This is a genomic window from Caballeronia sp. LZ034LL, assembly GCF_031451215.1.
GTDB lineage: Bacteria > Pseudomonadota > Gammaproteobacteria > Burkholderiales > Burkholderiaceae > Caballeronia.
Genome location: NZ_JARUXR010000003.1, coordinates 250,249 through 275,237, shown reverse-complemented (window position 1 = coordinate 275,237; position 24,989 = coordinate 250,249). Strand labels below are relative to the sequence as shown.

At 63.8% G+C, this 24,989-nt stretch carries 23 protein-coding genes and 1 pseudogene; 9 read left to right on the top strand and 15 right to left on the bottom strand.

What is annotated here, in order from left to right; genetic code table 11:
* Position 1 precedes the first annotated feature (1 nt).
* From QCE83_RS22370 to QCE83_RS22345, 6 genes are read right to left on the bottom strand one after another with little or no spacing between them, the layout of a single operon-like run.
* Complete coding sequence (locus tag QCE83_RS22370) at positions 2–838, bottom strand: FAD binding domain-containing protein (protein WP_309816270.1); 837 nt, start codon at positions 836–838, stop codon at positions 2–4.
* Positions 835–3,240: a xanthine dehydrogenase family protein molybdopterin-binding subunit gene (locus QCE83_RS22365; RefSeq protein WP_309816268.1), complete on the bottom strand. Its 2,406-nt coding sequence runs from the start codon at positions 3,238–3,240 to the stop codon at positions 835–837. Before QCE83_RS22365 ends, QCE83_RS22370 begins: the two co-directional genes overlap by 4 nt.
* Before the next feature lie 30 nt (positions 3,241–3,270).
* Positions 3,271–3,780, bottom strand: coding sequence for an aromatic-ring-hydroxylating dioxygenase subunit beta (locus tag QCE83_RS22360; RefSeq protein WP_309816265.1), 510 nt, complete (start codon positions 3,778–3,780; stop codon positions 3,271–3,273).
* Positions 3,781–5,073: an aromatic ring-hydroxylating dioxygenase subunit alpha gene (locus tag QCE83_RS22355; RefSeq protein WP_309816262.1), complete on the bottom strand. Its 1,293-nt coding sequence runs from the start codon at positions 5,071–5,073 to the stop codon at positions 3,781–3,783. It lies immediately after the preceding gene.
* The gene (locus QCE83_RS22350) at positions 5,060–6,304 is read right to left on the bottom strand and encodes an FAD-dependent oxidoreductase (RefSeq protein WP_309816260.1); all 1,245 of its coding nucleotides are present in this window, start codon (positions 6,302–6,304) and stop codon (positions 5,060–5,062) included. The genes QCE83_RS22355 and QCE83_RS22350 overlap by 14 nt, the downstream gene beginning before the upstream one ends.
* Positions 6,305–6,329: 25 nt before the next feature.
* Complete coding sequence (locus QCE83_RS22345; RefSeq protein WP_309816258.1) at positions 6,330–6,635, bottom strand: non-heme iron oxygenase ferredoxin subunit; 306 nt, start codon at positions 6,633–6,635, stop codon at positions 6,330–6,332.
* 189 nt (positions 6,636–6,824) lie between these two features.
* Between QCE83_RS22345 and QCE83_RS22340 the strand changes: the two are divergent.
* Positions 6,825–7,727, top strand: a pseudogene (locus QCE83_RS22340) (DMT family transporter).
* 16 nt (positions 7,728–7,743) lie between these two features.
* Entirely contained in the window at positions 7,744–8,868 is a 1,125-nt protein-coding gene (locus QCE83_RS22335; RefSeq protein ID WP_309816256.1) for an alanine racemase, read from the top strand.
* Between the two features lie 10 nt (positions 8,869–8,878).
* On the opposite strand, the gene QCE83_RS22330 is transcribed toward QCE83_RS22335, so the two are convergent.
* The 5 genes from QCE83_RS22330 to QCE83_RS22310 all read right to left on the bottom strand — a co-directional run bounded on the left by QCE83_RS22330 (position 8,879) and on the right by QCE83_RS22310 (position 12,903).
* Positions 8,879–10,048: an L-dopachrome tautomerase-related protein gene (locus QCE83_RS22330; protein WP_309816251.1), complete on the bottom strand. Its 1,170-nt coding sequence runs from the start codon at positions 10,046–10,048 to the stop codon at positions 8,879–8,881.
* Between the two features lie 72 nt (positions 10,049–10,120).
* On the bottom strand, positions 10,121–10,399 hold the full coding sequence (locus QCE83_RS22325; protein ID WP_309816249.1) for a DUF3325 domain-containing protein: 279 nt from the start codon (positions 10,397–10,399) through the stop codon (positions 10,121–10,123).
* Positions 10,399–11,976: a PepSY-associated TM helix domain-containing protein gene (locus tag QCE83_RS22320; RefSeq protein ID WP_309818699.1), complete on the bottom strand. Its 1,578-nt coding sequence runs from the start codon at positions 11,974–11,976 to the stop codon at positions 10,399–10,401. Before QCE83_RS22320 ends, QCE83_RS22325 begins: the two co-directional genes overlap by 1 nt.
* Positions 11,977–12,023: 47 nt before the next feature.
* Positions 12,024–12,347, bottom strand: coding sequence for a DUF3649 domain-containing protein (locus QCE83_RS22315; RefSeq protein WP_309816245.1), 324 nt, complete (start codon positions 12,345–12,347; stop codon positions 12,024–12,026).
* 301 nt (positions 12,348–12,648) lie between these two features.
* Complete coding sequence (locus tag QCE83_RS22310) at positions 12,649–12,903, bottom strand: hypothetical protein (protein WP_309816242.1); 255 nt, start codon at positions 12,901–12,903, stop codon at positions 12,649–12,651.
* Between the two features lie 133 nt (positions 12,904–13,036).
* On the opposite strand from QCE83_RS22310, the gene QCE83_RS22305 reads away from it, so the two are divergent.
* From QCE83_RS22305 to QCE83_RS22285, 5 genes are all read left to right on the top strand, one after another.
* Entirely contained in the window at positions 13,037–13,258 is a 222-nt protein-coding gene (locus tag QCE83_RS22305; protein ID WP_309816239.1) for a hypothetical protein, read from the top strand.
* Positions 13,259–13,403: 145 nt separating this feature from the next.
* The gene (locus tag QCE83_RS22300) at positions 13,404–13,574 is read left to right on the top strand and encodes a Flp family type IVb pilin (protein ID WP_309816234.1); all 171 of its coding nucleotides are present in this window, start codon (positions 13,404–13,406) and stop codon (positions 13,572–13,574) included.
* A 233-nt stretch (positions 13,575–13,807) separates the two neighbouring features.
* Entirely contained in the window at positions 13,808–15,268 is a 1,461-nt protein-coding gene (locus QCE83_RS22295) for a collagen-like triple helix repeat-containing protein (RefSeq protein ID WP_309816232.1), read from the top strand.
* A 115-nt stretch (positions 15,269–15,383) separates the two neighbouring features.
* A complete protein-coding gene (locus tag QCE83_RS22290) occupies positions 15,384–17,078 on the top strand; it encodes a POTRA domain-containing protein (RefSeq protein ID WP_309816229.1) in 1,695 nt (564 codons plus the stop codon).
* A 232-nt stretch (positions 17,079–17,310) separates the two neighbouring features.
* On the top strand, positions 17,311–18,180 hold the full coding sequence (locus tag QCE83_RS22285) for a type II secretion system F family protein (protein WP_309816226.1): 870 nt from the start codon (positions 17,311–17,313) through the stop codon (positions 18,178–18,180).
* 39 nt (positions 18,181–18,219) lie between these two features.
* On the opposite strand, the gene QCE83_RS22280 is transcribed toward QCE83_RS22285, so the two are convergent.
* On the bottom strand, positions 18,220–19,434 hold the full coding sequence (locus QCE83_RS22280; protein WP_309816223.1) for a YeeE/YedE family protein: 1,215 nt from the start codon (positions 19,432–19,434) through the stop codon (positions 18,220–18,222).
* Positions 19,435–19,598: 164 nt separating this feature from the next.
* On the opposite strand from QCE83_RS22280, the gene QCE83_RS22275 reads away from it, so the two are divergent.
* Together QCE83_RS22275 and QCE83_RS22270 are read left to right on the top strand one after the other, a co-directional pair.
* Complete coding sequence (locus QCE83_RS22275) at positions 19,599–20,279, top strand: dihydrofolate reductase family protein (protein WP_309816219.1); 681 nt, start codon at positions 19,599–19,601, stop codon at positions 20,277–20,279.
* Positions 20,280–20,422: 143 nt separating this feature from the next.
* Complete coding sequence (locus tag QCE83_RS22270) at positions 20,423–21,145, top strand: DeoR/GlpR family DNA-binding transcription regulator (RefSeq protein WP_309818697.1); 723 nt, start codon at positions 20,423–20,425, stop codon at positions 21,143–21,145.
* Between the two features lie 172 nt (positions 21,146–21,317).
* On the opposite strand, the gene QCE83_RS22265 is transcribed toward QCE83_RS22270, so the two are convergent.
* Genes QCE83_RS22265 through QCE83_RS22255 form a run of 3 tightly spaced genes read right to left on the bottom strand, consistent with a single transcriptional unit; the run spans position 21,318 to position 24,963 of the window.
* A complete protein-coding gene (locus QCE83_RS22265; RefSeq protein ID WP_309816215.1) occupies positions 21,318–22,373 on the bottom strand; it encodes an ABC transporter permease in 1,056 nt (351 codons plus the stop codon).
* A gap of 2 nt (positions 22,374–22,375) precedes the next feature.
* Complete coding sequence (locus tag QCE83_RS22260) at positions 22,376–23,905, bottom strand: sugar ABC transporter ATP-binding protein (RefSeq protein WP_309816212.1); 1,530 nt, start codon at positions 23,903–23,905, stop codon at positions 22,376–22,378.
* Positions 23,906–23,958: 53 nt separating this feature from the next.
* Complete coding sequence (locus QCE83_RS22255; RefSeq protein WP_309816209.1) at positions 23,959–24,963, bottom strand: substrate-binding domain-containing protein; 1,005 nt, start codon at positions 24,961–24,963, stop codon at positions 23,959–23,961.
* Positions 24,964–24,989: the final 26 nt, after the last annotated feature.

The following is a 24,989-nucleotide window of genomic DNA, read 5'->3' as shown; positions in this document are numbered from 1 at the left end:
TCTAGGCTTGCGTCGTGCCGGCGTCGCCGAGCGCCTGCGCAAGGCAGCGCTGCAACGCGGCGGCGTGGATCGAGCGGTCGATGCTGTCGGCGTTGGGCATCGCCCCGGCCACCGCTTGCGCAAGCGCATCTTCAGTGACGGCGCACGGGCCGCGCTGGGCGATCTGGCGCGCGAGGTCGTCGAGTGCGGCGGGCGGACCGTCGAGCGCACCGAGCACCACGCGTGCGAGTCCCGAGCGTGCATCGAACGCGGCCGCCGCGCTGGCATGCGCGAACTCGCCGGTCTTGCGGCATAGCTTGTAATAGCCCCAACGCAGCGTCGGACCCAGCTTGGGCAGCAGTACGGCAGTGATGATTTCGCCTCCTTCGAGCAGCGTCGTGAACGCGCCGAGCATGAAGCCGCTCGCGCGCACCTGCCGCGTGCCGCCGTCCTTCGCCACTTCGAGACGGGCATCCAGCGCGGACAGCGCGAGCGGCCAGTCCGCGGCCGGATCGGCATGCGCCAGACTGCCGCCGATGGTGCCGCGATTGCGGATCGCGCGATACGCGATGCCGCTCGCCACGTGCTGCAAATAGGGATGACGCAGCAGTTCGTGCTTGCCGTCCTCGATCTCCGCATGCGTCACCGCCGCGCCGACGCGCACGAAGTCGCCGCTCTCGGTCACGCTGCGCAGGTCCGCGATGCGCGACACATCGATCACGCGTGACGGGCGCGCGAGGCGCAGGTTCAGCATCGGTCCCATCGACTGACTGCCGGAGATGGGCTTTGCGTCACTCAACTCGCGGAGTGCTTCCGGCAAGGATGCCGGCCTCACATAATCGAATGCAGCGGCCTTCATCCCGCCACCTCCTGGCTCAGTTCTTCACGCTTCGCCTGGCTCTTCGCTCGCGCGGCTTCGATCGCCGAAAGCAGGCGGCGCGGCGTGAGCGGCGTCTCCGATACGGTCGCACCGAGCGGCGTGAGCGCATCGTTCACCGCGTTGAACAGCGCGGCGGGCGGAGCAATCGCGCCGCCTTCGCCGACACCCTTCGCACCGAACTCGGTATAAGGCGACGGCGTCTCCATGTGAATGATCCTGAGCGGAGGCAATTCGGTCGGCCCGGGCAGCATGTAGTCGGCGAGCGTGGAGGTCAGCGGCTGCGCGTTGTCGTCGTAGAGCGTTTCCTCATAGAACGCGGTGCCGATGCCTTGCGCCGTCCCGCCGATCGTCTGTCCTTCGACCACCATCGGATTGATCATGCGGCCACAGTCTTCGACGATCACATAGTCGAGGATCTCGACGTGGCCCGTCTTCGGATCGACGGCTACGGCGGCGGCGTGCGTCGCGTAGCTAAACGCGCCGGTGTCCACCTTGGGCTTGAAGCCTTGCGTTGCTTCCAGACCGGCGAGGTTCACGCCGGCGGGAAGCCGCTCGGGACGCAGATACCACGCGGCCGCGATCTCCCCGATCGACACACGGCCTTGCGTGCCGATCACTTCGCCCTGCTCGAAGCGGACCGCTTCCTGCGGTTCGCCGAGCAGATGCGCGCCGATGAACAGCAGGCGCGGCACGAGTTCGCGGCAGGTCGCGGCGACCGCGCCGCCCGCCATCACGATGCTGCGCGATGCATAGGTGCCGGTGGAGTACGGCGTCAGCGCGGTATCGCCGTGTACGACCTTGATCTTTTGCAGCGTCACGCCGAGCACTTCGCTTGCGATCTGCGCAAGCGTGGTTTCCATGCCCTGGCCATGCGAGTGAATGCCCGCGCGCACTTCGAGACCGCCGTCAGCGGTGATGCGCACCGTCGCGAGATCGTAGCCCGGCACCACCGGCAGGCCCCATGAGGCGAACACCGCCGTGCCGTGCGCGGACTGTTCAGTGAAAGTCGCAAAGCCGACGCCCACGAGACGACCATCCTTCTCGCCCGCCTTCTGACGCGCGCGCCACTTCGGCACGTCGAGTTGTTCGACCGCGCGACGCAGGCTTTCCTGGAAGTCGCCGCTGTCGTAGTGCTTCTTCACGACGTTCGTATAAGGCATGTCAGCGCCGCGCACGAGATTGTCGTGACGCACTTCCCACGCCTCGCGTCCGACCGCACGCGCGATCGCGTCCATCGTCAGTTCGATCGCGAAGCACACGCCCGTGCGCGCCACGCCGCGATACGGCAGGAAGCCCGGCTTGTTGGTGGCCGCGCATTGCGTGCGGCAGCGATAACCCTTGAAATCGTACGGTCCCGGAAGATTGCCGAGCGCCTGGCCGGTTTCCAGTCCGATTGTGAAGGGCCACGCGGAATAGGCGCCGCCGTCGATCAGCAATTCCGCATCGAGGGCAAGAAGGCGGCCGGTCTCGTCCGCGTAGGCGGTAAGTTCGTAGTGGTGCTGACGCGAGTTGGCGCCGGCGATCAGATGCTCGCGGCGGTCTTCAATAAAACGGAACGGTTTCCGGAAAGTGAACGCCAGCCACGCGATGCACAGCTCTTCCTGCTGCAACACGCACTTGTAGCCGAACGCGCCGCCCACGTCGGGTGAAATGACGCGCACTTGCGCATGATCGATACCCAGGCACTGCGACAGCACCGTGCGGATCATGTGCGGCACCTGCGTCGATGTAATCACGACGAGTTGCCCATGCGTATCGTCCCAGTACGCGAGCACGGCCTTGCCTTCCATCGGCACCATGCACTGACGAGCGAGATCCACTTTCTGCTTCACGACGACGGGCGCGTCCTTCGCGCGTTCGTCGAAGTTCACGTCGGCCTTGAGGTCGAGAAAAAGGTTGTCCGTCCAGTGATCGTGCACGCGCACGTCGGTGCGCTCGCGCGCGGTGAAGGCATTGGCGAAGGCCGGCAGTTCATCGAGATCGAGCTCGATTTCCTCTGCGATGTCTTCCGCCTGCGCACGCGTCTTCGCGAAACACATTGCCACCGGCTCGCCGACGAAGCGCACCTTGCCGGACGCCAGCGGCGGATGTGACGAGGGTTTGTACGAAGGCAGGCTCGAATCGGCGACGATATCGGTCGCGCCTTGCATGTCGTCGCGCAGGATCACCTGTTGTGCGTAGCGCTCGGGCTTGCCGATACGCACGATGCGCGCATGCGCCACCGGACTGCGCAGGAACGCGACCTCCTGCAGATCGGGAAACGTGTAGTCGGCGACGAACTTGCCCTTGCCTTGCAGATGCCGTTCGTCTTCTCGACGCCTGACGCGCGCCCCGACACCACCGCTCTCGACGGGTGCTTCCGTATTTTCCGTGTGACTCATATGCGCACTCTCCCGGATCAGCGCTGACGTTCAGACCGGATAGGCCAGATCGTTGGCGATCATCGCCGTGTCGTACACCGCCTGCCTTTCCTTCAGCAGCAGCACGTTACCATTGCGCGCGAAGCGGTCAAAAAGCCTGCCCGCCTGATGCAGCGTGGTCGCGCCTTCCACCAGCGTCTGCAGCAGCATGTAGTTGCTCTGCGCGACGATTTCTTCATCGGTCGCGTTCAGGATGCGCACGTTCGACACGAAATGCAGCATCTGACGCGGCGCGAACATCTGCGTGCGGGAGATAGCCACGGCCCGGTCGCGCAGCATGTTGCGGCCTTCCGCATACACGAGCCCGACCGGAAAGCCGTTCGCGGCATTTTCGTATTCGGTCACGCGATACAGGCAGTTCTCGGTGAAGAACTCGGGCCAGCGCTCGATGTCGCCGCTATCCAGCGCCGCGCAATACTCGGCATGAAAGTCCTCCACCGCGGCGCGTGCGATCAACGCCTTGTCGTGCGCAATGGGCTGCTTCTCGAATCCTGGCAACATCTAGAACTCCATCACTTCACGATAGTGTTTGTACATGGCGCGAATGGCAGCCTCGGAGATCAGGTTGTCCGCCGTGCCGATCTTGTCGCCGTCCAGCTTGATGATGCTGCGGTCCGTCACCGAGCGGCGCACGCCTTCCTGGACGAACTTCATCGCTTCGTTGTCTTCGAGGCCGAGAAAGCCCGACGGTCCCATCAGATTGCCCTGGCGCAAACGATGACGCACCATCTCGTCGGTATCGTCTTCATAGCCGAACATGGTCCAGAGCATGATCATGCTGTTCGGGCCGTTCGGCACGATATGGCGGACGCCCAGCGTGTTCATCTCGCGCTGCACGATCAGGTTGGGCCAGATGGTCTGCATCGTCACGGACCATTCGGAATCGAACTCCTTGACGAATTCGAGGAAGCGTTCGTCCTGCAACACCATGCCGTCGTGGAAGGACCGCATCTCCTTCTTCTTGTCTTCGTCGACGGTTGCGTAGAGCGTGTCGCTCTTGGCCGAGGCCATGGTGCCGTGAATGCCGTACTTGCTGTCCGCGACCATCGCCGAGCGGTTGCCCGCCACCAGCAGGCCGAACACGACGAGGAACGAATGCAGCAGGGTCGCGTGATACGGGTCCTTCAGGTTCTCGTGATACATCTTCCAGTTGCACGGCAGCTCGTTCTTGTAGAAGCCGAGCACGCGCAGCTTCTTGCCGTTGAACACGGCGTCGAAGTCCGTGAGGATCTCGGGCGTGAGATAGTCCTCGAGCGGCTCCATGTCATGCGTGAACGATGCGAACACCACACCGTTGCGGGTCGCGACGGCAAGCTTGCGCAGACCGTGTTCATCGGTGCGGAAGTCCTTCGGCATGCCGCCGAGCTTGTTGACGCCACGCCGGAATGGCACGCCCTGAAGATTGCCCTTCAGGTCGTACGACCATTGATGATACGGACAGACGAATTCCTTGTTGTTGCCGCGGCTATGGCGGCAGAACTCCGCGCCGCGATGCGCACAGCGGTTCTCGAAGACGTTGATCGAACCGTCTTCCGCACGCGATACGACCACCGGCGTGGGCCCGACATAGGAGCGCTTGTAGTCGCCCGCATTCGGCACTTCCGCTTCGAGCGCGACGAAGTTCCAGGTGCGTCCATGAAAGATCCGTTCCACTTCGCGCGTGTAGACCGCTTCGCTCGTGTACACCCAGTCGGGGATGCACTGCAGCCCTTCTTCAGGCCAGGCGAGGCCTTCTATCGACGGATTCTTTGTTTGGGGCGTATGAACCCCGATGACCGTTTCAGACGAGTACACCTTGATCTCCCGATTGTGTTGAGCGAATCAGCCGTTCCAGCTGGCGCAGCTTGACCGTGGGGTCGGACAGCAGTTTCGGGTCCACCGGCATGGCGTCCTCGACGAGCCGCCGGAGCGCGCGCAACTCGCCGCCCTGATTGATGGCGAGCGCCTGCACGATGACGCCGTCGCGCAAGCCCATCAGCACGGTCTTGCCGTCCGCGCCCGCGCGTTCGATCCATTGCTCCACGCCGATGCCGGGCCAGCCGAGCATCTGGATGTTCCAGTCGTACTGATCGGTCCAGAACCAGGGCGTCGGAGCGTAGGCGACGGACTCGCCCGCGATGTTGCGCGCCGCGACCAGCGCCTGTTCCTGCGCGTTCTGCCACGATTCGAGACGCACCGCGCGATCCGCCGGGCCGCAAGGGAAGCTCGCGCAATCGCCGGCGGCGTAGACATCAGGCGCGGATGTGCGGCAATGGCGATCCACGCTTATTCCGTTGTCGGTCGCGATGCCTGAGGCCCGTGCAAGCGCGTCGTCGGGTTCCTGACCGATGGCGATCACGCAGAAATCGAAAGGCATGTCGTTGACTTGCACGCCCGCGGTATGCGCCTGCAGCGACAGCGGCTTTGCATCGAAGAAGAAGCGCACGCCGTGATCTTCGTGCTTCAGGCGCAGGCGTTCTGCCATCGACGGCGGCAACGCGCGGCTCAGCAGGCTCGATGCCGAGTCGAACACGCTCACATCGAGTCCACGGCTGCGTGCGCTGGCGGCGAATTCGAGCCCCAGGAAGCCGCCGCCGATCACCGCCACGGAACGCGCGTCCACAAGGCGGGTGCGCAGGCGCATGGCATCGTCGAGTGTGCGCAGATAAAACGTATGCGGGCCTTCGGGCATGCCGGGCAACTGGCGCGCGCGTCCGCCTGTGGTCAGCAGACAGTGGTCGTAACGCACCTCACCGCCCTGCTCCAGCACTGCGACGTGACGTTGCGGATCGAGTTGCAGCACTCGGTCACTGAGCCATTCGATGCGCGCATCCGCATACAGCTGCGCCGGATGTACCCAGCCCTTGAAGCAGTCCGCATCGGACTGTGCCGTCAGCACGTCTTTCGACAGCGGCGGCCTCTCGTAGGGCGCGTGCGCCTCGTCGCCGACCAGCATGACGCGTCCGTCGAAGCCATGCGTGCGCAGCGCCTCGGCGGCGCGCGCGCCGGCCTGCCCTGCACCAATGATCAATACCGTCTGAGTCATGATTCCCGGCTCCGCTTCCCGCGTATCAAAGATCGACGAAGATCTCGCCGCCTTCCACCTGCACGCCGTAGACGCGCAGCGGCTCGGTCACGGGCGCGCACTGCGCGGCGCCCGTGCGGATGTCGAAACGTCCCTGATGCAGCGGACATTCGATGCAGCCGTCTTCCATATAGCCGTCGCTCAACAGGGCGAACTGATGCGTGCAGACGTTGTGCGTGGCATGCACATCGCCGTCCAGCAGATACAGCGCGATGCGTTCCTCGCCGATCGTCACGCCAAGCGGCTCGTCTTCCACGAGGTCGGCGAACTTCGCCGCGAACTTGAGAGCCATCTGTCGCTCCTTCCGATATGTTCAGTATGCTGATGAATCCGATGAACGTATGCTAGCAGGACTTTTCTGCGAGTCAAGCTGATCAAAAATAGTGGTTTCCCGTATCGGAAAAAAGCGGAACAACCTGGACCGGAACGTGTGCGGTCGCGGTCATGCGATGATTCGGGTTCTGTCACGACTTCACGCGTCATGCCCTCGACTGTCGCCACCCGCGCCGGACACCTTCCGCTTGCGAGCATCGGTTTCATTCTTGTGTCGATGCTCTGCTTCGCCATCGTCGATACGCTGGCGAAGGCTGTCGCGCTGCACTATCCGGCCAACGAACTGACTTTTTTCCGCATGCTGTTCGGTCTCGTGCCGGCCGTGGCGATGTGCTGCATCGGCGAGCGCTCGCTCGTGCAGCGCGTCAGGCGGCTCGACCTCCGCGGGCAGACCTGGCGCGCGTTGACGCTGCTCGGCGCTTCCGGTTTTTTCTTTGCGGGTTTGCCCTATATTCCGCTCGGCGAGGCCGTGGCGATCGCGTATTCGGAGACGCTGCTGGTCGTCGTGCTCGCGCCCTGACTGCTCAAGGAACGGCTCACGCCACGCGCGGCCGCGGCGGCCATGATCGGCTTTGCCGGTGTCTTGCTGGTGGTCCGTCCAGGCGGCGGAGAGTCGAGCTGGCTCGGCCCGGCGCTGTTGATCATGAGCGCATTGTGCGGCGCACTTTCGATCATCCAGATCAAGCGCATACGCGCCAGCGACGATTCCCGCACCACGGTCCTGTTCTTCACCACGGTGGGCACGGTCGTCATGGCCGCGACCCTTCCATTCAGCTGGAAAGCGCCGACGCTCGACGCGCTGCTCCTGATGGCCTTGCTCGGCGCGCTTGCCACCGCTGGCCAGGTCCTGATGACCGTTGCATTCCGCCGCGCGGACGCCGGCACGCTCGCGCCCTTCAACTACACGAGCATCGTGTGGGCCGCGCTCTTCGCTTATCTGGCGTGGGGCGAGACGATCGCGCCGCTGTCGCTTGCGGGCATTGCACTGATCGTCGGCAGCGCGATCGCTGTAGCGTGGCAGAGCAAGCTGCCGGAAGGTCCCATCGCCTGACTCTCTCAATCACATCATGCAACTCGCTCAGCTCGATACCCCCGCGGCGATCATCGATATCGCCAGGATGCAGCGCAATATCACCGCGATGCAGGCGCGCATGGACGCGCTCGGCGTGAAGTTCCGTCCGCATGTGAAGACCACGAAGTGCCTCGATGTCGTGCGCGCACAGATTGCGGCCGGCGCGCGCGGCATCACGGTGTCGACGCTCAAGGAAGCGGAACAGTTCATCTCGGCCGGCATCACCGATATTCTTTATGCGGTCGGCATCGCACCCGCGAAGCTGCCGCGCGCATTCGCGCTCAGGCAACGTGGCTGCGATCTGAAGATCATCGCGGACAACGCGGCGGCGGCGCGTGCGATCGTCGACTACTGCAAGGCGGAAGGCGCATCGCTCGAAGTCTGGCTGGAGATCGACACGGACGGTCATCGCTCGGGCCTCGCCCCCGACGACGACGCATTGATCGACATCGGCCGCATCTTGCAGGAAGGCGGCGTCGGGGTGGGCGGCGTGTTGACGCATGCGGGTTCCAGCTATGAATTGAACGAGCCCGACGCGCTCGCCGCACTGGCCGCCCAGGAACGCGACGGTTGCGTACGCGCGGCTGAACGTCTGCGTGCAGCGGGTATCGCTTGCAAGAACGTGAGCATCGGCTCCACGCCGACCGCGCTCGCGGCGACCCATCTCGAAGGCATCGATGAAGTGCGCGCGGGCGTCTATGTGTTCTTCGACCTGGTGATGGCGAACGTCGGCGCATGCACGACCGATGAGATAGCGTTGAGCGTGCTGGCGAGTGTCATCGGACATCAGCCCGACAAGGGCTGGGTCATCGTCGATGCGGGCTGGATGGCGATGAGCCGTGACCGCGGCACATCGAAGCAGACACGCGACTTCGGCTACGGCCTGGCCTGCGCGCTGGATGGCACGCCGCTGCCGGGCTGCGAAGTCGTCGGCGCGAATCAGGAGCACGGCATCATCGCCGTCGCCTCAGGCGAGGATCTCACGCGACGTTTTCCCATCGGCATGAAGCTGCGCATCCTGCCGAATCACGCCTGCGCCACGGGCGCCCAGTATCCCGAGTACCACGCGCTATCGAGCGACGGAAGCACCACCGTATGGCCGCGTTTTCACGGCTGGTGATCGAGGAACCTTATCCTGCGAGACCGTGCGCGGGCTGCCTCGGCAAGCGCACGCGAAAGATCGCGAACTTGCCCTCGCGCGGATAGCCATTGGAGAAATTGGTTTCGTGCAGATGGGAATCCGCGATGTAGAGATAGCCGTTCGAGTATGCGAAACCATCGGCCCATGACAGCTCGCGATGCTTGCCCACCAGCGTGTGCTCCCTGAGCGCAGGCTTGCCGTTGTGCTCGATCACGTCGAACCCGACCACCGTGCGTTTTTCCAGATCGCCGCCATACAGCACGCCCGCCGGACTCATGATGAGGCCGCCCGTCAGTGCGCCGTCGCCGAGAGATTGCACGCGCTGCGCGAGCGCCTCGGCCGTCAGCGTGTCGTCGATGAGCGCAGCGGTCTCGATGCGCCAGTAGTGATGATCCGTCAACGGCCGGTAATACAGCCACTTGCGTTCGGGAGACAGCGCGATGCCGTCGGTTTGCAGCACCAGCACGCCGCCGTCGAGCTTACGCGCAGGCTGGTCGCCGAACATCAGATGTTGCGCGGGATCCGTTACGCTCGAACGATCGCCCGCGAGCAGCAGGCGTGAAGCGCCGCTCCTGAGGTTCGTCGCCACTACGCCGCCCTGATTGCCCGCGTTGCTGATGTACGCGAAGCCATGCGTGTGATCGACGCGTATGTCGTTGAGGGAATCCTTCGGCGTGACGAGCTTGCCGTAATCGAACTGACGCACGATCTTGCGCGTGGCGAGATCGAGCTCGACGAGCTTCGGCGGCTGACGTGTCTGATCGACCGAAGGCAAGGACGAGTCGAGCGCCCAGAGATGATCGTGCTCATCGACCCACAGCGCCTGAAGCGAGATCCATTGATGCGCGCCGTCTTCATCCGGCTTGAACACGTTCCAGCTTTCATCCGGAAAGGGTGTGAGCGCGCCTGTCTCGGTATCGACCTCGACCATGCTGTAGCGCGAGCGCTTGACGGATGAAGGCGCGGTCGCGAACACGCGACCCTGCTTCGATACACCGATGCCGACCAGGCGGAAGTCATCGTCGAACGTGGCCACCGTTTCGAGCTTGGGCGTTGCGGCATGTGCCGCTTGCCCGAAGCCCAGCGTCGCGAGCGTTCCCGCGCCGAGTGAAGCCAGCACGCGTCGACGCATCGTGCGGTGTGCATCCCGATCCCTCATCAAGCGTCTCCCTCGTGTGTCAGCGTGGATCCCGCGAGTACCGCTTGATGCTAGGAAGGCATGCGTGGACTGTCAAGGCGCAGCGCGCCTTTGCCACATGATTAGCGAGCCGAACACGAGTCCTGCGGCCAGGCTCGTCAAGCCGCTAAAACGAACGAGTCCGAGCGCCCATCCGTCCTGATCGACGATCAGGCGCAATGCAAGCACCAGCCCGCACCATCCGGCGATTCGCAAGCCACGCGACGTTCGCGGCGACCATTCACGGCGCCATACGGCTTGCTGGTGGCGGTCCATTGAAGCAGCCAGACACGCGAAGGCAATCAGGCAGAACAGGAAAGTCAGGAGATGCATCACGCATTCTCCTCTTCGCGCTCGGCGGTCATCACGCGCGCAGGCACTTCTTTTCGGGCTGCCTTCACGCGCGGACGATGGTGCGTGACGCGCAGCGCCAGCGACGCATGCAAGAGCGCGAAGGCCAGCATCATGAGATCGAATCCCGCGAAGACCCAGTCGCCTTGGGCGATGCTGCGCCAGAACGGACGATCCGTGGTCAGCGCGTTGAGCACGGGCAGCAGCGCAAGCATTGCAGCGGCAAGCCACAACAGTTCGATCCACGCACGCTTGGCCGGACGCATCATTGCGTATAGCAAGGTTGCGGCCCATACCGTGAAGAACACGTTGATCTCCGCTTCATCGCGCGCGGCGATGCCCACCGGCAGCAGCCGGTTGCCCCACAGGAAGCTCGTCATGGCAACCGAGAGTCCGGCGATGCTCGCGATGTTCAGGCGCTCCACTAGACGGAAACCGAAGTAAGGCCGCGCCGGATCAGGCAACTTCTGACGGCGCTTGACGGTCCACATGACAAGCCCTGTGCCGACCATTGCCGTCCCCGCAAGACTCACGATGAAGTACAGCCAGCGCAGCTGCAGATCGCTGAAGCGTCCGAGATGCAGCGCGTACAGCACGCCGCGCGTTTCAGCCGCGCCGCCGACGCTGTCCTTCACGTCGATGAGCTTGCCGCTCACGCCGTCGAAGAGTAGATATTGCGGGCTCATCGACACGCGTTGCGCTTCGCCGCGCGAAACTGCCACGCGCGCCGTGCTGTCGCCGGGATTGGTGATCGTCACGCGGCCGACCTTGTCGCGGCCCCAGCGCGCTTCGGCTTCGCGCACCATCGCATCGACATGCGCAAGTGCGGCCTTCTGCCCGGATGGCTTGCCGGGCTGGATGAATGCGCTCAGCTGCGACATCATCGCCTGCCGTTCCGCCGGCGTCTTGAACGCGGTCTGCGCGCCCCACGGCATATACATAGCCATCAGCGTCACGAGACCGGTGTAGGTGATCATCGCGTGGAACGGCAGCCCGAAGACGGAGAGTGCGTTATGCGCGTCGAGCCAGGATCGCTGACCCTTGCCCCAGCGGAACGTGAAGAAATCGGTAAAGATTTTTTTGTGCGTGATGACGCCGCTCACGATCGCGACGAGCATGAACATCGCGCACAGGCCCGCGAGCCAGCGGCCCCAGAGCACCGGCATGTAATAAAACTGGAAATGGAAGCGATAAAAAAATTCGCCGCCGAGCGTCTTGCGCGCGCTGCTGCGCTCGCCCGTGGCGGGATCGAAGCTCGCCTCCTCGAATGCGCGCCTGCCGTTTGCCTTGGGCGGCGCGCGCCAGAACGAGTCGATCACGCTGGTGCGCTCATCCGGTAATCCGAAGCTCCACTGCGGACTGCCTGCGGCAATCGAGCCGAGCGTCGTCGTCACGCGTTGCGCGACCGCTGCAGGATCGGGCAAGGCGCGCTGATGCGGCTGCTCGGGGCGCATCCATTGCGAGGTCTCGTCCTTGAAGTAACTGACGGTGCCGGTGAGGAACATTGCATAAAGAATCCAGCCGGCCAGCAGACCGGCCCATGTATGCAGGTCCGACATGGTCTGGCGGATGCCGCGTGCTCGCGGTTTCGCGTCATGCGTGGACTTCACGATGCGCTTCCTCCGGACCACACGCTCCACGACGCAAGCAGCAACGGCAGCGCCGCGACCATCAGACCGCCCCAGGCGCGGCGCGCACTGCGCACGGCGAACACCCAGATCACCGCGCACACATACACGATGAAACTCGCGAGCATGCCGGTGAGCACCGCCTGCGGCTTGCTCATGGGCAGAACGAGCGCCGCGACGCTCGTGAGCGCAGCGAGCGCATAGCCGCCCAGGATTGCGGCAACGATGCGGGAGATCAGCGGCCCGTATTTGCCGATTGCTGCGGGGCGTCCCGTCCCGCCCGCTGTGGCGTGTGTCTTCAACTCAGTTCCTTGGATGCGTTCGCGCCACTGCGCCCGCACGAATCGAACCGGAACGCCGGATCGGACTGCGCGGATTCAAAGCTGTGGGTGATGGTGATCGGGCTTCGATCGAGCCCGGATGCGTGACTGGAACTGCCAATGTCGCCGCTTTCCGGGCGCGCTGCGCGATGACGACGCACGCTGCCCGGTTCCAGCCCGATGAGCCAGCAAAGTGACGTAAATGATAACGCTTATTATTAACCTGCGTCGAGACTTGTCATGCGACGCTTAAAAACCGGTATGAATCGCTGGCCGACGCGGGCTATTCACTATCGCCGGCAATCCATTTTTTGGTGGCGTGATAGCCGCGCTTCGAGGTGTCTGCGACGGCGTGCCCCGCCGTTTTCGCACCCTGACCGATGGCGTGCGCCGCGTCACGGGCTGCATGGCCCGTCTGGCGCCCAGCCGATTTGACGTCTTCCTTGAATTCATGGGCGCCCTCCGCGACGCTGGCGTGAGCAAGCGGGCTGAGCGCCGCGAGCGCCACCGAGAGGATGAGGATCTGGATTTTTTTCATGGACCGAATTCTCGCATAAGCGTTCGTGTTTCTCTTCTGCGGCACGCCGAGCGGATTGCTGCTTGCTCAACGAAGGTCTCCCGGTGCTTTTATCCGGAATGTCGACGCATCTTCCTAGACTTCCAGACGCGAAATGGCAAGCCTGAAAACCCTGATCGCCTGCGCGCTGACTTGTGCTTATGGAGAAGAAATTACTTCGTGCAAAAAAAAGATTAAAGATTTGCAAAAGCCGGGCTCAGGCCGGACAAAGGCGCGTCGACAACATGCTCAAGAAGTACCTGTTCCTATTTTTACCGGAAAGCATTTCGAAAAAATGCGGAACGAGGCTTCTCACCCGGGCACACGGGAAGACTAAAAAACAGAACCTGAGAGCAGACGCCAGGCATCGGCCAGCGAGAAGCGCCCCACATGACGGACCCGTCCTTGCAAGCAAGACGGATACGTCCGGTGCGCCTCCTGCTGGCCCATGACCCGGTGAATGGAAAGAACCGAGGAACATCATGAAACGCGTCTTCAAGCACTATCTCGCGGACACACGCGGCATCACCGCCATCGAGTACGGACTCATTGCCGGTGTGCTGGCTCTTGGCATCATGACTGCCGTGGGCGACGTGGCCGATCAGCTCAAATCCACCTTCCAGAATATCTCGACCACGCTAAAAGGCGTTTGATTCGCTTTAACGCGCATATCGGAAATTAACTCGCCTTCGGGCAAACCGCGATCACAAGTCGCGGGGGACCGCGCTCGCCTGTGGTAATCGCACAGGCAGGCACGCGGTTGTCTCAGCACGTCATTAAAGATCCGACCGGTCTCGATATTCGTGCTTTTACGCAGTCCGCCGTTTTTTTCAGCGTAAGCCGGAAGAAATCGGTGCAGCAAACAATAAACAGATATCTCTGAGAAATGAAGACACCCACGTTTTATAGCGAAACCATCCGCATGACCGCCCTGGCCGGGGCGGTAGCGGCACTCCTCGCGTTGTCGGCCTGCGGCGGTTCGGGCTCCGTCAGCAAATCGGCCGGCGGAACGGCCAACCATACGGCCAGCACCACCGGCGCCAACAGTGCTTCCGCCTCCGGCGCACGCGACTCGTCCGGCATGGCCGGCACCGAGGGCAACGGCGCGACGCTCGAATCCAGCACCGGCGGCACCGACGCCGGCACGCCGACGACGCCGGTCACCACCACCGCCAGCAACGGCGGCAAGGACACCGGCGGCAACGGCGGCACGCCTGTCATCAAGACCAGTCCGACAGCGCAGCCGATCGCGCAGGTCGTCGACAAGACGAGCAACATCGTGACGGCCGCGGGCGGCACGGTGACGGATCTCGGCAACGCGCTCGGCGACACCAAGCTGACCGGTCTCGGCGACAACACCACGAAGAACCTTGGCGGCGTGGTTTCGAACCTGGGTGCGGCCGTGACGACGCTCGGCAATGGCGTCGGCAACGGCATCGGTTCGATCGGCGCGACGACGAACCCGGTCGGCACGACGGTCGCCAGCGTCGGCGGCGTCGTGCAGCGCGTCGGCGATGCGGTCACGAGCGGCGGCAACGCCGTCACGAGTCTGAACACCGGCGCCCTCGCTCCGCTCGCCGCGGTGACGACGCCGGTCGGCGCGCTGGTCAGCGGCGTCGGCACGGGCGTGAACCAGTTGGGCGGCAATCTGACGACCGCGCTCACGAGCGCCCCCGTGCAGCAGTTGACACAACAGGTCAGCACGACCATCACGCCGATCACCTCGCTCGTCAGCACGACGACCCAGACCGTCGGCGCAGCGACCGGCCTCGGCGCGCCCGTCTCCACGCTGCTGTCGAACGTCGGCGCGGGCCTCGTCAGCGGCGGCCAGAAACTGTCCGCCGGCGGCAATCCGGTTGCGACGGGCGTGGGCTCGCTCGTCTCGGCGACGGGCACCACGGTGGCATCGGCGGGCACGCTCGTCGGCGGCACGCCGGCGACTTCGATGCCTGCTGCGATCGGCGGCGTCGTGTCCGGCGTGACGACGGCAACCGGCACGGCGCCGGTGGTCAGCGCGGTCACGGGCGTTGTCAGCGGCGCGGTAGCGACGGTGGGCAGCGCGGTGTCGGCTGTCACCGGCTCGACGGCAGTGGCGGGCGCCCTCGCGCCGGTCACGTCGCTCGTCAGCACGGTCACGACCGGCGTGAAGACGCCGGCCGCGCCCGCAACCATGACGATGGCCGCGCCGGTCCCCGCACCTGCAACCACGACCTCGACCTCGACCGTCTCGGCGACGACGACGCTCACCGCCAGCACCACGTCGAGCGGCACGAGCGGCTCGACGGGCCTGCTCGGCGGCCTGACGTCGACGCTCGGCAGCGTCCTCGGCGGCGGAATCAAGAAGTAAGGCAACGGCGCACAGCGGCCCGGTTCCGCACACGTCGGACGCGACATGACGCGTTCGACGTGCGGCACCCGGGCCGTGCGTTGCAAAAAAAATCAATCACGATCCAAGCTAAAAAATGTTCAACTGGAAAGCGGCCGCAGTCGCGGCGGCGCTCGCGTTCGTCCAGGCCGCGCATGCGCAGAACGCGCCGCGCCCGAGTGTCGGCGGCAATCCGCTCGAAGCCCTGCCTCAGGTGAATGCGCCGGCTCGCGCGCCGGCGGTGGAAGTCGAGGTGCAGGCGCCGCAGCAACAATTGCAGGACTTGCTCGCGCGGCACATCACGCCGCAATCGATCCAGATCGAAGGTGTGAAGTCCCTGCCCTTCGAGGAAGTCGCGCAACGCTTCAAGAGCCTTGTCGGCAGCGACATCACGATTGCGCAGCTGATGGAGACGGCCAACGGCGTCACCGCGCTCTACAAGGAGCGGGGCTACGCGCTGTCGTTCGCGTTCGTGCCCGCGCAGACCTTCGAGAACGGCGTCGTGCGCGTGACGATCGTCGAAGGCTATGTGGCCGACATCAAAATCAAGGGCGAACCGGGCAACCTGGAAAAGCGGATTCGCGCGGTCGCGCAGCATATCGCGACGGACCGCCCGCTGCGTCAAAGTACATTCGAGCGCACGATCAACCTGCTCGGCATGATTCCCGGCGCGAAGATCGACGCGACCATCGCGCCCCCGCAGAACACCGATGGCAAGACCACCCTCGAACTCAACGTCACGCGCAAGCGTTTCAATGTGTCGAGTGGCATCGACTTGAATCATCCGGGCGTGCAAGGCATTTTCAGCGCGACCGAGAACGGCCTGCTCGGCTTGGGCGAATCGATCACCGCATCGGCGCTCGCGCCTCCGGGACGCAACGATCAGACTTACTACGGCGTCAACGCGATGCTGCCAGTGGGCGCCGACGGCTTCGCGTTCAAGGTGGATGCCTCGCATTACTACGGTCATCCGGTCGACAACCCAGGCCTGCCGTCGTACATCGAGCGCACGGTCATCAACGACAAGCTCGCCCTCTCAGCGGTCTATCCGTTCGTGCTCGGCAACACGCGCAGCCTGCTCGGCACGGCGAGCGTCTACGCGACCCACGACGAAGATCGCCTGAAAAACATGGCGGTGGCGAGCAATCCGCAGCTCACGAACCGCTCGCAGATTCGCGTGGCGCAACTGTCGCTCGACTACACGGGTATCGACACCGGCATGACGCGCCGCGCCAGCCTCAACGTGGCGAAGGCGATGAACATCCTCGGCGCCTCGAAGACGGCTGAAACGAATATCACCGGACTGGCGCTGACGAATCCGGTGTCGCTCACATTCCTGCGCACCGGCGCGAGCTTTTCGCAGACCAATGAGTGGCCCTGGAAGATCGGCTCGGTGGTCGCGACGACAGGTCAGTTCTCGCCCGACACGCTGCCCACGTCCGAGCAGATTGCGTTCGGCGCCCAACGTTTCGCGCTCGGATATCAGCCGGGCGAGGTGTCGGGCGACTCGGGCTGGGGCGCATCGTTCGAGCTCAACCGTCCGTTCGCGCTCGAATGGACCTGGCTGAAATCGCTCACGCCGTATGCGTCGATCGATGCCGCGCGCGTCTACCTGCATGGCGGCACGCCGAATCCGCGCCGGCTGTCGTCGGTGGGCGTGGGCTTCCGCGTGTCGGATGCGAAGCACTACAGCATCGATTTGTCGTTGGCGCGTGCCATCGGCGATGCACCGATCGAAAGCCCGTCACGCAGTCCGCGCTTGAATGCGACCTTCTCGTATCAGCTGTATTGAGGCGCGTAGTCCCGCGATCCCGCCACTTGCTCGAGCTGGCGGGAAACGCCGGATTTCGGCGCGCGGAAATGAGCGTGAGAAAACAGATCGCGGAGACGATCGCCGGTATCGTCCAGATCCACAGGCTTTGCATCACGGTGAAACACGCGACCTCGGGGAGACGTGTACCGCAGCCTGATCGATTACACAAATCGCCCGCTTGCGGGCCGCTGCTTATTTGCCGGAGGCTTCGGTGCCCACTGGAATCGTGTTGGTCTTCACGCTCGCCATGCTGTGCGCGGCGAGCGCCGTCATGATGTGGGTCTGCGGCGCGCTCCGACACGACGCGCGGCTCGCGAAACGCATCCTCGGTCGTTGCATGACGCCGCCCGCTCACCTGCTGCGCGAATTCGACGATCTCATGCACCGCTCCAACCTACCGAATCCAGGCGTGGCGCTAGCGCTATGGGCGCTCATCAGCGGGGCAGCCGCCATTCTTTGCGTCACCAACGATGCACCGCTGGCAGCAGTGCTTGCCCTCGCAGCCTCGACGCTGACGTGCTACGCGTGGCTCGCATGGCGTGCGCGGCAATGCCAGCGCCATATCGTGCGTCAGTTGCCCGCGTTCCTTGAAGGGATCACGCGCCGGGTCGATACGGGTCACAGCATTCCGGCTGCGTTCCAGGCGGCCGCCGCGAGCATGCAGGCGCCGCTTTCCGCATGTCTGGAACGGGCCGTTCCACAATTTCGCATCGACGCGAACATCGATCAGGCGTTCGCAGCAGCGGCGCGCACCTATCGCGTTCACGAATTTGAACTGATCGGCGCGGTGCTGAAGGTCTCGATGAAATTCGGCGGAGGCTCGGAGCGCGTGCTCGAGCGCATGGCGTCGACCCTGCGTGACCTCGAACCGGACGAGCACGCGCCGGCCAAGCTCAGCGCAGCTGCATGGATGCCCGCGCTGTTGGCCGCATTGATCGGCTGCGCGGTCATCGCGCTCAATCCGGAATATTTCGACTCGATGTGGACCGACATGCTCGGCAGGAAGCTCGTCTACGCCGCGGTCATCATGCAGGGGATCGGCGCGTATCTGCTGTTCCGCCAGGCGCGGCTTGACGACTGAGATGCGCGACCGCAAGCACGGTCGCGCTTGCAGAAACAATCAGCAGGAAGTCGGCCGCACGCGTTCCACTTCGAGACCGAACATGGGACGCAGCCGCGTACCCAGTACATTGCCGAAGAACGCAGCGACGAGCCATAGCCAGCCGTGCAGGCTGCCCGACACGATGCCGCTGAAGTACGCGCCGATATTGCAGCCATAGGCCAGCCGGGCGCCATAGCCGAGCAGCAGGCCGCCGACGATGGCCGCCACCAGCGAGCGCAACGGCAGGCGCCACATGGGCGCATAGCGGCCCGCGAGCGCGGCGGCGAGCATGGCGCCGAGCACGATGCCGATGTCCATCACCGACGTGACGTCGCGCGAAATCGGCGCAGCCAGGGCGGCTGCGTTGGCTTTGCTCATCCAGTACGGCCAGCTGGCGGTATCGACACCCATCAGGGCCGCCGCCTTCGCGCCCCACAGCGCGAACGCCGACGTGACACCCCACGGCCGTCCCGACAGCGCCAGCGTTGCGAAGTTGAGCACGGCGAGCGCAATGCCGCCGGCCATCAGCGGCCACGGACCATGCAGCCACGGCGACGTGTGCGCCGGTTGCACGTGCGCCGCGACGAGCCTGCCGTGACGGCGCTTCTCGATGACCACCGTCAGCGCCGCGATCAAGGCGAAGACGAGCCAGTTAAGCGCGAGCGCAGGTCCTGCCCCGAACGTCTTGACGATCGACACGGGCTGCAGCTGCGGCAGCGAGGTCCAGAACGGCATGTGCGCGGTGCCGATGACCGATCCGGCGACGAACGCGATCAGCGTCACGATCATGCGCGTGCTGCCGCCGCCGACCGTGTACAGGGTGCCGGATGCACATCCGCCGCCGAGTTGCATGCCGATGCCGAACAGGAAGGCGCCCACTACCACCGACGTCCCCGCCGGCGACACCAGTCCCGTGACCGGCATGCCGAACAGCGAGCCGGCCGCCAGCGCCGGGAAGAACAGTGCGACGCCTACCGCGAGCATCAGCATTTGCGCACGCAGCCCGGCGCCGCGGCCATCGGCGATGAAGACGCGCCAGGCCGACGTGAAGCCGAACGCGGCGTGATAGAGCGTGACGCCGAGCAGCGCGCCGACCGCGTACAACGCAGCCTGACGCGCCCCGACGGTCTGCCCGAGATACACCACACCGAGCACGATCAGCAGCGCGGCGATGCCGAGCGGCTTCGGATCGATGTCGGTACGGCGTGGGAGAGAACTGGCGAGATCTGACATGACAAAAAAGTGAATCCGGGAATTGGAAAAAGCGTGACAACCCGGGATTGTCGCGTGTTTGGAAAAAATTCGCAGGCGGACATTCCGTTTTTTTCCGGAACAACCTGGTCGCGGCACGGTGCTTGCACCGAGGGTTCACCTGCTCTCGCGCACTGGAGAACCGCATGTACATCGTCTGTCACATGATGTCGTCAATTGACGGCCGCAGTCTCACCGACAACTGGAACCTCGATTACGCGTCGCCGACCTATGAGGAAACCGCCGCGAGTTTCAAGGCGGACGCCTGGGCCTGCGGCCGCGTCACGATGCAGGAAATCTCGCACGGCAAGGACCGCGACTATCCGCGCGGCATGGCAAAAGGCCCGATTCCCCGCACCGACCATTTCGCCGACCGCAACGCGAGCCAGTACGCCATTTCGATCGATCCCAAGGGACGCGTCGCGTGGAAGAGCAGCACGGCGCTGGATTCGCATGTCGTCGAAATACTGGCGGAGAGCGTCGACGATGACTATCTCGCGTATCTGCAATCGATCGGCGCGTCGTATGTGTTCGGCGGCAAGGAAGACATCGAGCTGAAACGGGTGGTCGATACCCTCGCGCGTGAATTGAAGATCGGCAAGCTGATCGTGGAAGGCGGCGGCCATGTATCCGGCGCGTTCGTCAATGCAGGCCTCGTCGATGAGGTCAGCGTGCTGCTGATTCCGCTCGTCGACGGTCGCGAGGCGCATACGTCCTCTTTCGAAGTGTCGATGGAGCAATGGAAGAAGCCGGCCTACCTGAAACTGGAATCGGTCGAGAAACTGGATCACGACGTGGTCTGGGTGCGCTATTCACGCGCTGACTGACGCCTCGGGATTTACCCGCTCCAATGAACGCAAGCCGCAAAAAACGCGGCTTGCGTTGTTATAATCCTTTCAACGAACGACCAAAATCTAACACTCTTCGCGCGATAGCCGCCAGCATCACTGCGCCTTGTCGCGCCGCCCCGATGGCCAAAAACGACCGCTTGCGCACCCTCTCCGGCGCGCTTGTAAAACAGAATGTGATGCGCCTGCGCGATGCGGCCGCGTTGCTCGGCGTCTCGGAAATGACGGTACGCCGCGATATCGCGGCCCACCCACATCAGTTCACGTATCTCGGCGGTTATATCGTCAGCGCGGCCGACGTGCCGAATGCGGGCTACACCATCGAGGAAGAAAAAGATCACTTCGCGCAAGCCAAGGCAATCGCATCGAACCATGCGGCGCGGTTGCTGGTAGACAGCGAAACCATCTTCATCGACTGCGGCACGACGCTGACCACGCTTGCGCGGCAGATCCCGATCGAGATGCATCTCACGGTGGTGTGTTATTCCCTGAACGTCGCAGAAATTCTGCGACGCAAGCCCAACGTCCGCATGATCCTGCTCGGCGGGGTCTATGTGCCTTCCTCGGAATCGTTCGCCAGCGATGAAAGCGTCGAAACCTTGCGGCGCATGGGCATCAACAAGGCGTTCATGTCGGCGGGCGGAGTGGATGAAGCGCGCGGCGTGACCTGCTGGAATTTCCACGAAGTGGCCATCAAGCAGGCGGCCATGGCGAGCGCGGTCGAACGGCATCTTGTCGTCGATGCGAGCAAGTTCGGCAAGGTCAAGGCCGTGCGCTTCTCGCAGCTTTCGGAGTTCGATTCAGTCATCACGGAAGAAGGGCAGACGCAGCGCGCGCGTACCTGACCCCGGATTCCGATTAAAAGCAGAAAGCGACGTTCCGCTTATAAATGGAAAGCCGCATTCCGTTAAAAATCGAAAAGGCTCGTTCAGTTCTTGAACGAGCCTTTTTCCATTTCGGTTTTCAGGGTCCATCGCTCAACGCCAACCGTGAAAAGATCCTCGGAAGCCAGCCGACCTACTGCCTGCGCCCCAGCGCGAACAGCGTCCCCGCCACCAGAATGAACGCGCCGATAATCACCTTCTGCCAGGTGCTCGGCACGCCGATCAGAATCAGCACGCTGTTGATGAGCGTCACCAGCACCACGCCGAGCAGCGTGCCCGCCACCGTTCCCGTGCCCCCGGTAATGCGCGCACCGCCCAGGATCACCGCGGCGATCACATCCAGTTCCGTGCCGACGAGATCGAACGGGTTCGCGAGGCGGTTGGTCGAAACGTGGAGAATGCCCGCCACGCCCGCCAGCAACCCCGTATAGCCGAACACGAACAGATGGATCGCACGCAGGTTGTAGCCGAGCCGTTCCGCGATGGCGAGCGAGCCGCCCATTGCATAGACACCCCGGCCCATCATCGTCCGGTTCAGCAGCCACCACGTGACCACTGCGGCAATCACCAGCGCCAGCACTGATACGGGCAACACGGCGCGCAGGCCATCGGACGTGTGATAGAAGAACAGCGGCAGACGCCCGAACGTATCCATGCTGTGCGGAATGTTCATGAAGAACTGCGTGCCGACGAAAGTCAGCAACAAACCGCGAAACAGATATTGCGTACCGATGGTGACGATCAGCGACGGCGCCTTCAGCCGGTGCACGAGCATGCCATTGACGATGCCGAGGATCACGCCGCCGATGGCCCCCGCCAGCAGGATCAGCGCGAACGGGCAATCGGGCCACCAGGCGAACACGGCCTTGGTGATCGAATACATCGTGAGCGCTGCAATCGCCGTGAACGACACGTCGATGCCGCCCGAAGCCAGCACCACCAGCGTACCGAGCGCGAAAAGCGAAACGGTCGTGGCGGAATGCAGCATGTCGAACAGCGTCGCGAACTGGAAGAAGCGCGGATTGAGGCCGCCCACCACCAGACACGTCACCACGATCAGCCCGACGGTGAACCACTCCGGATTGCGCATCAGCTGCGCGTAAAGATTGCCCTTGCGCACACGCGGTGCGACTTCGGCCACGTGCTGCGGCATCGTCTCGCTCCCCGTGCGGCGGATAAATTCGCTCATGCTTATGCTGCCTCTGATAGTAGCGCGTGATAAAGACCGGCTTCATCGAGCCGGTCCGCGCGATATTCGCTCGCAATGCGGCCCTTCTTCATCATCAGGATGCGGTCGCAGTTCTGCAGCAGTTCCGGCAGGTCGTCGCTGATCAGGATGATGCCGATGCCCTCCTTCGAGAGCCGCTGCATGATGCGGTAGATGATGTCCTTCGAACCCACGTCGACACCCACGGTCGGGCCGTGCAGGATCAGCACGCGTGGATCGATGGCCAGCCACCGGCCGATCAGCACGCGCTGCTGATTGCCGCCTGAAAGCGACTGCACGGGCTTGTCCACATCCGGCGTCGCGATCTGCAGGTCCTTCACTGTGCGCTCCGCGAGTTCCTGCGCGCGCTTGCGGTCGATCTGCCCGAAACGGTCGCGCAGGCTCGCGATCATCGCAGTGACGACGTTGTCGCGAATCGGCTTGTCGAGGAACAGGCCCTCGTTGAGACGATCTTCCGGCACATAGCCGATGCGCTGCATCTTCGCGTCGGCGGGAGAGTGCAGGCGCACGCGCATGCCGTCGAGCGTGACGGCGCCGTGATCAGCGGGCGCCACACCGGCCAGTGCCCGGGCGAGTTCGTTGCGGCCCGAATCGAGCAGACCGGTCACGCCCAGGATTTCGCCCTTGTGCAGCTTGAACGAAACATCCGCGAACTGGCCCTTGCGGCCAAGTGCCTGCACGTCCAGCACCACGTGCTGCGCACTGCCCTCGCCTTCCGCGCGATATCGCTCGGTCGAAAGATGCTTGCCCGTCATGAGCTCGCTGATCTGCGCTTTCGTGTATTGCTCGATCGGCCCTTGCGCCATCTTCTGGCCATCGCGCAACACGATCACCTCACCGCCGATCGCATAGCATTCGTCCAGCTTGTGGCTCACGAACAGCACGGCCACGCCGTCCGCCCGCAGTCGTGCGAGCACAGCAATCAGATTGTCGACTTCCTTCTGCGTGAGCGAGGTGGTCGGCTCGTCCATGATGACAAACTTCGCCTCGCTGGCAATGGCGCGCGCGATGGCAACCAGCTGACGCGTCGCGAGCGGCAATTGTTCGATGAGTGTTTTCTGGAACGCGGCGTCGCCCGGCAGGCCCACTGCTTCGAGCGCGCGCGCCGCGGTTTGCGCGAGCGCGCGACGGTCGAAGGTGCGCGCCAGCTTGCCCTGATGCATGGCCAGCTCCGCAGTCAGCGCCACGTTCTCCGCCACGCTCATATTCGGCAGCAACGACAAGTCCTGATAGACGGTCTCGATACCCGCCGAAAGCGATTCGAGCGGAGAGAGCTTGCTATGACGCACGCCCTCGATCACGAGTTCGCCTTCGTCAGGCGGCTGCGCACCCGAGATGATCTTGATGAGCGTGCTCTTGCCGCAGCCGTTCTCGCCCAGCAAGTGATAGATCTGCCCGCGTTCGAACGCGAGGCTCACGCCGCGCAGCGCATACACGCCGGTAAAGCGCTTGTGGATGTTGACGACTTCGAGAAGCGGTGTCGTGTTGGTCATGTCTGTCCAGGGCGCGCGGCGCGCTTCCGCAAAAGCGCGCCGCGCACGTCACATCAGAAGTTGTATTGCTTGTAGTTCGTCTTGTCGACGTCGACCCAGCCGGTGCCGCGCACGATCACGCCCTTGCCCGGGCCTTTCGTGACCGTCACCTTGTTGTAGCCGGTGATGCCGAGGTCAGCGCCGTTCTGCACTTCCTTGCCCTCGACGAGCATCTGCGCGACCTTGTTCATCGCCAGTCCCGCGAGCTTCGGATCCCAGAACGCGATGCCGTTGACCGCGCCGCTCTCGAGGAACTTCGCGGCTTCCGTCGGCAGGCCCGTGCCGTACACGCAGATCTTGCCGACCTTGCCCGCCTCTTCCACAGCGCGGCCGATGCCGATCACATCCAGCGACGACGATCCCTGGAAGCCGGTCAGGTCCGGATGCTTGCGCAAGACTTCCTTGGCGACCTGATAGGCACGCTCACCGTCGTTGTTGGTTTCGAGCTTCGGCTCGACGAGATCCATCTTCGGATACTTGGCCTTCGCGTTGCCGATGCCGCCGTCAGCCCATTGCACTTGCGAACGGCTGCCGAGCGAGCCGACCAGCACCGCCCACTTGCCCTGCTGCCCCATGCACTTCGCGAGCCGTTCGTTCAGGCCCGCGCCATATGCGGTGTTGTCGAAGGCTTCGATGTCGACCATCGTGTTCTTCGCGTTGTCCGCTTCATGCGTGACGACCTTGATGCCGCGGTCCATTGCTTTCTTGAGCGCGGGTTCCAACGTAGGCGGATCGTAGGGGACCACGGCAATGGCCGTGACCTTCTTCGCAATCAGATCCTCGATGATCTTGAGCTGCTGCGCGGCATCGGCGCGGCCCGGTCCCGTCTGATAAGCGTTGATGTTCGGGTTGTCCTTGCCGAACTCCTTCACGCCTTCGTCCATGCGATTGAACCAGTTGATGCCGGTGACCTTGACGACCGTCACGATGGTCTCGTTGGTCGCAGCCTGCGCCGCCGCGATGGCGCCTGCTGCGAGTGCAACCGCGGTCAGCGCGGTGGCGAGTTTGTTGAGCTTCATTGCGTTGTCTCCTTCAGGTATCGATT

Bases quoted from the DNA above. Each gene is read 5' to 3' on its own strand.
- QCE83_RS22370 (WP_309816270.1), bottom strand. From the start codon at position 838: ATGAAGGCCGCTGCATTCGATTATGTGAGGCCGGCATCCTTGCCGGAA.
- QCE83_RS22365 (WP_309816268.1), bottom strand. From the start codon at position 3,240: ATGAGTCACACGGAAAATACGGAAGCACCCGTCGAGAGCGGTGGTGTC.
- QCE83_RS22360 (WP_309816265.1), bottom strand. From the start codon at position 3,780: ATGTTGCCAGGATTCGAGAAGCAGCCCATTGCGCACGACAAGGCGTTG.
- QCE83_RS22350 (WP_309816260.1), bottom strand. From the start codon at position 6,304: ATGACTCAGACGGTATTGATCATTGGTGCAGGGCAGGCCGGCGCGCGC.
- QCE83_RS22345 (WP_309816258.1), bottom strand. From the start codon at position 6,635: ATGGCTCTCAAGTTCGCGGCGAAGTTCGCCGACCTCGTGGAAGACGAG.
- QCE83_RS22335 (WP_309816256.1), top strand. From the start codon at position 7,744: ATGCAACTCGCTCAGCTCGATACCCCCGCGGCGATCATCGATATCGCC.
- QCE83_RS22330 (WP_309816251.1), bottom strand. From the start codon at position 10,048: ATGAGGGATCGGGATGCACACCGCACGATGCGTCGACGCGTGCTGGCT.
- QCE83_RS22325 (WP_309816249.1), bottom strand. From the start codon at position 10,399: ATGCATCTCCTGACTTTCCTGTTCTGCCTGATTGCCTTCGCGTGTCTG.
- QCE83_RS22320 (WP_309818699.1), bottom strand. From the start codon at position 11,976: ATGTCGGACCTGCATACATGGGCCGGTCTGCTGGCCGGCTGGATTCTT.
- QCE83_RS22310 (WP_309816242.1), bottom strand. From the start codon at position 12,903: ATGAAAAAAATCCAGATCCTCATCCTCTCGGTGGCGCTCGCGGCGCTC.
- QCE83_RS22305 (WP_309816239.1), top strand. From the start codon at position 13,037: ATGGCAAGCCTGAAAACCCTGATCGCCTGCGCGCTGACTTGTGCTTAT.
- QCE83_RS22300 (WP_309816234.1), top strand. From the start codon at position 13,404: ATGAAACGCGTCTTCAAGCACTATCTCGCGGACACACGCGGCATCACC.
- QCE83_RS22295 (WP_309816232.1), top strand. From the start codon at position 13,808: ATGAAGACACCCACGTTTTATAGCGAAACCATCCGCATGACCGCCCTG.
- QCE83_RS22290 (WP_309816229.1), top strand. From the start codon at position 15,384: ATGTTCAACTGGAAAGCGGCCGCAGTCGCGGCGGCGCTCGCGTTCGTC.
- QCE83_RS22280 (WP_309816223.1), bottom strand. From the start codon at position 19,434: ATGTCAGATCTCGCCAGTTCTCTCCCACGCCGTACCGACATCGATCCG.
- QCE83_RS22275 (WP_309816219.1), top strand. From the start codon at position 19,599: ATGTACATCGTCTGTCACATGATGTCGTCAATTGACGGCCGCAGTCTC.
- QCE83_RS22270 (WP_309818697.1), top strand. From the start codon at position 20,423: ATGGCCAAAAACGACCGCTTGCGCACCCTCTCCGGCGCGCTTGTAAAA.
- QCE83_RS22265 (WP_309816215.1), bottom strand. From the start codon at position 22,373: ATGAGCGAATTTATCCGCCGCACGGGGAGCGAGACGATGCCGCAGCAC.
- QCE83_RS22260 (WP_309816212.1), bottom strand. From the start codon at position 23,905: ATGACCAACACGACACCGCTTCTCGAAGTCGTCAACATCCACAAGCGC.
- QCE83_RS22255 (WP_309816209.1), bottom strand. From the start codon at position 24,963: ATGAAGCTCAACAAACTCGCCACCGCGCTGACCGCGGTTGCACTCGCA.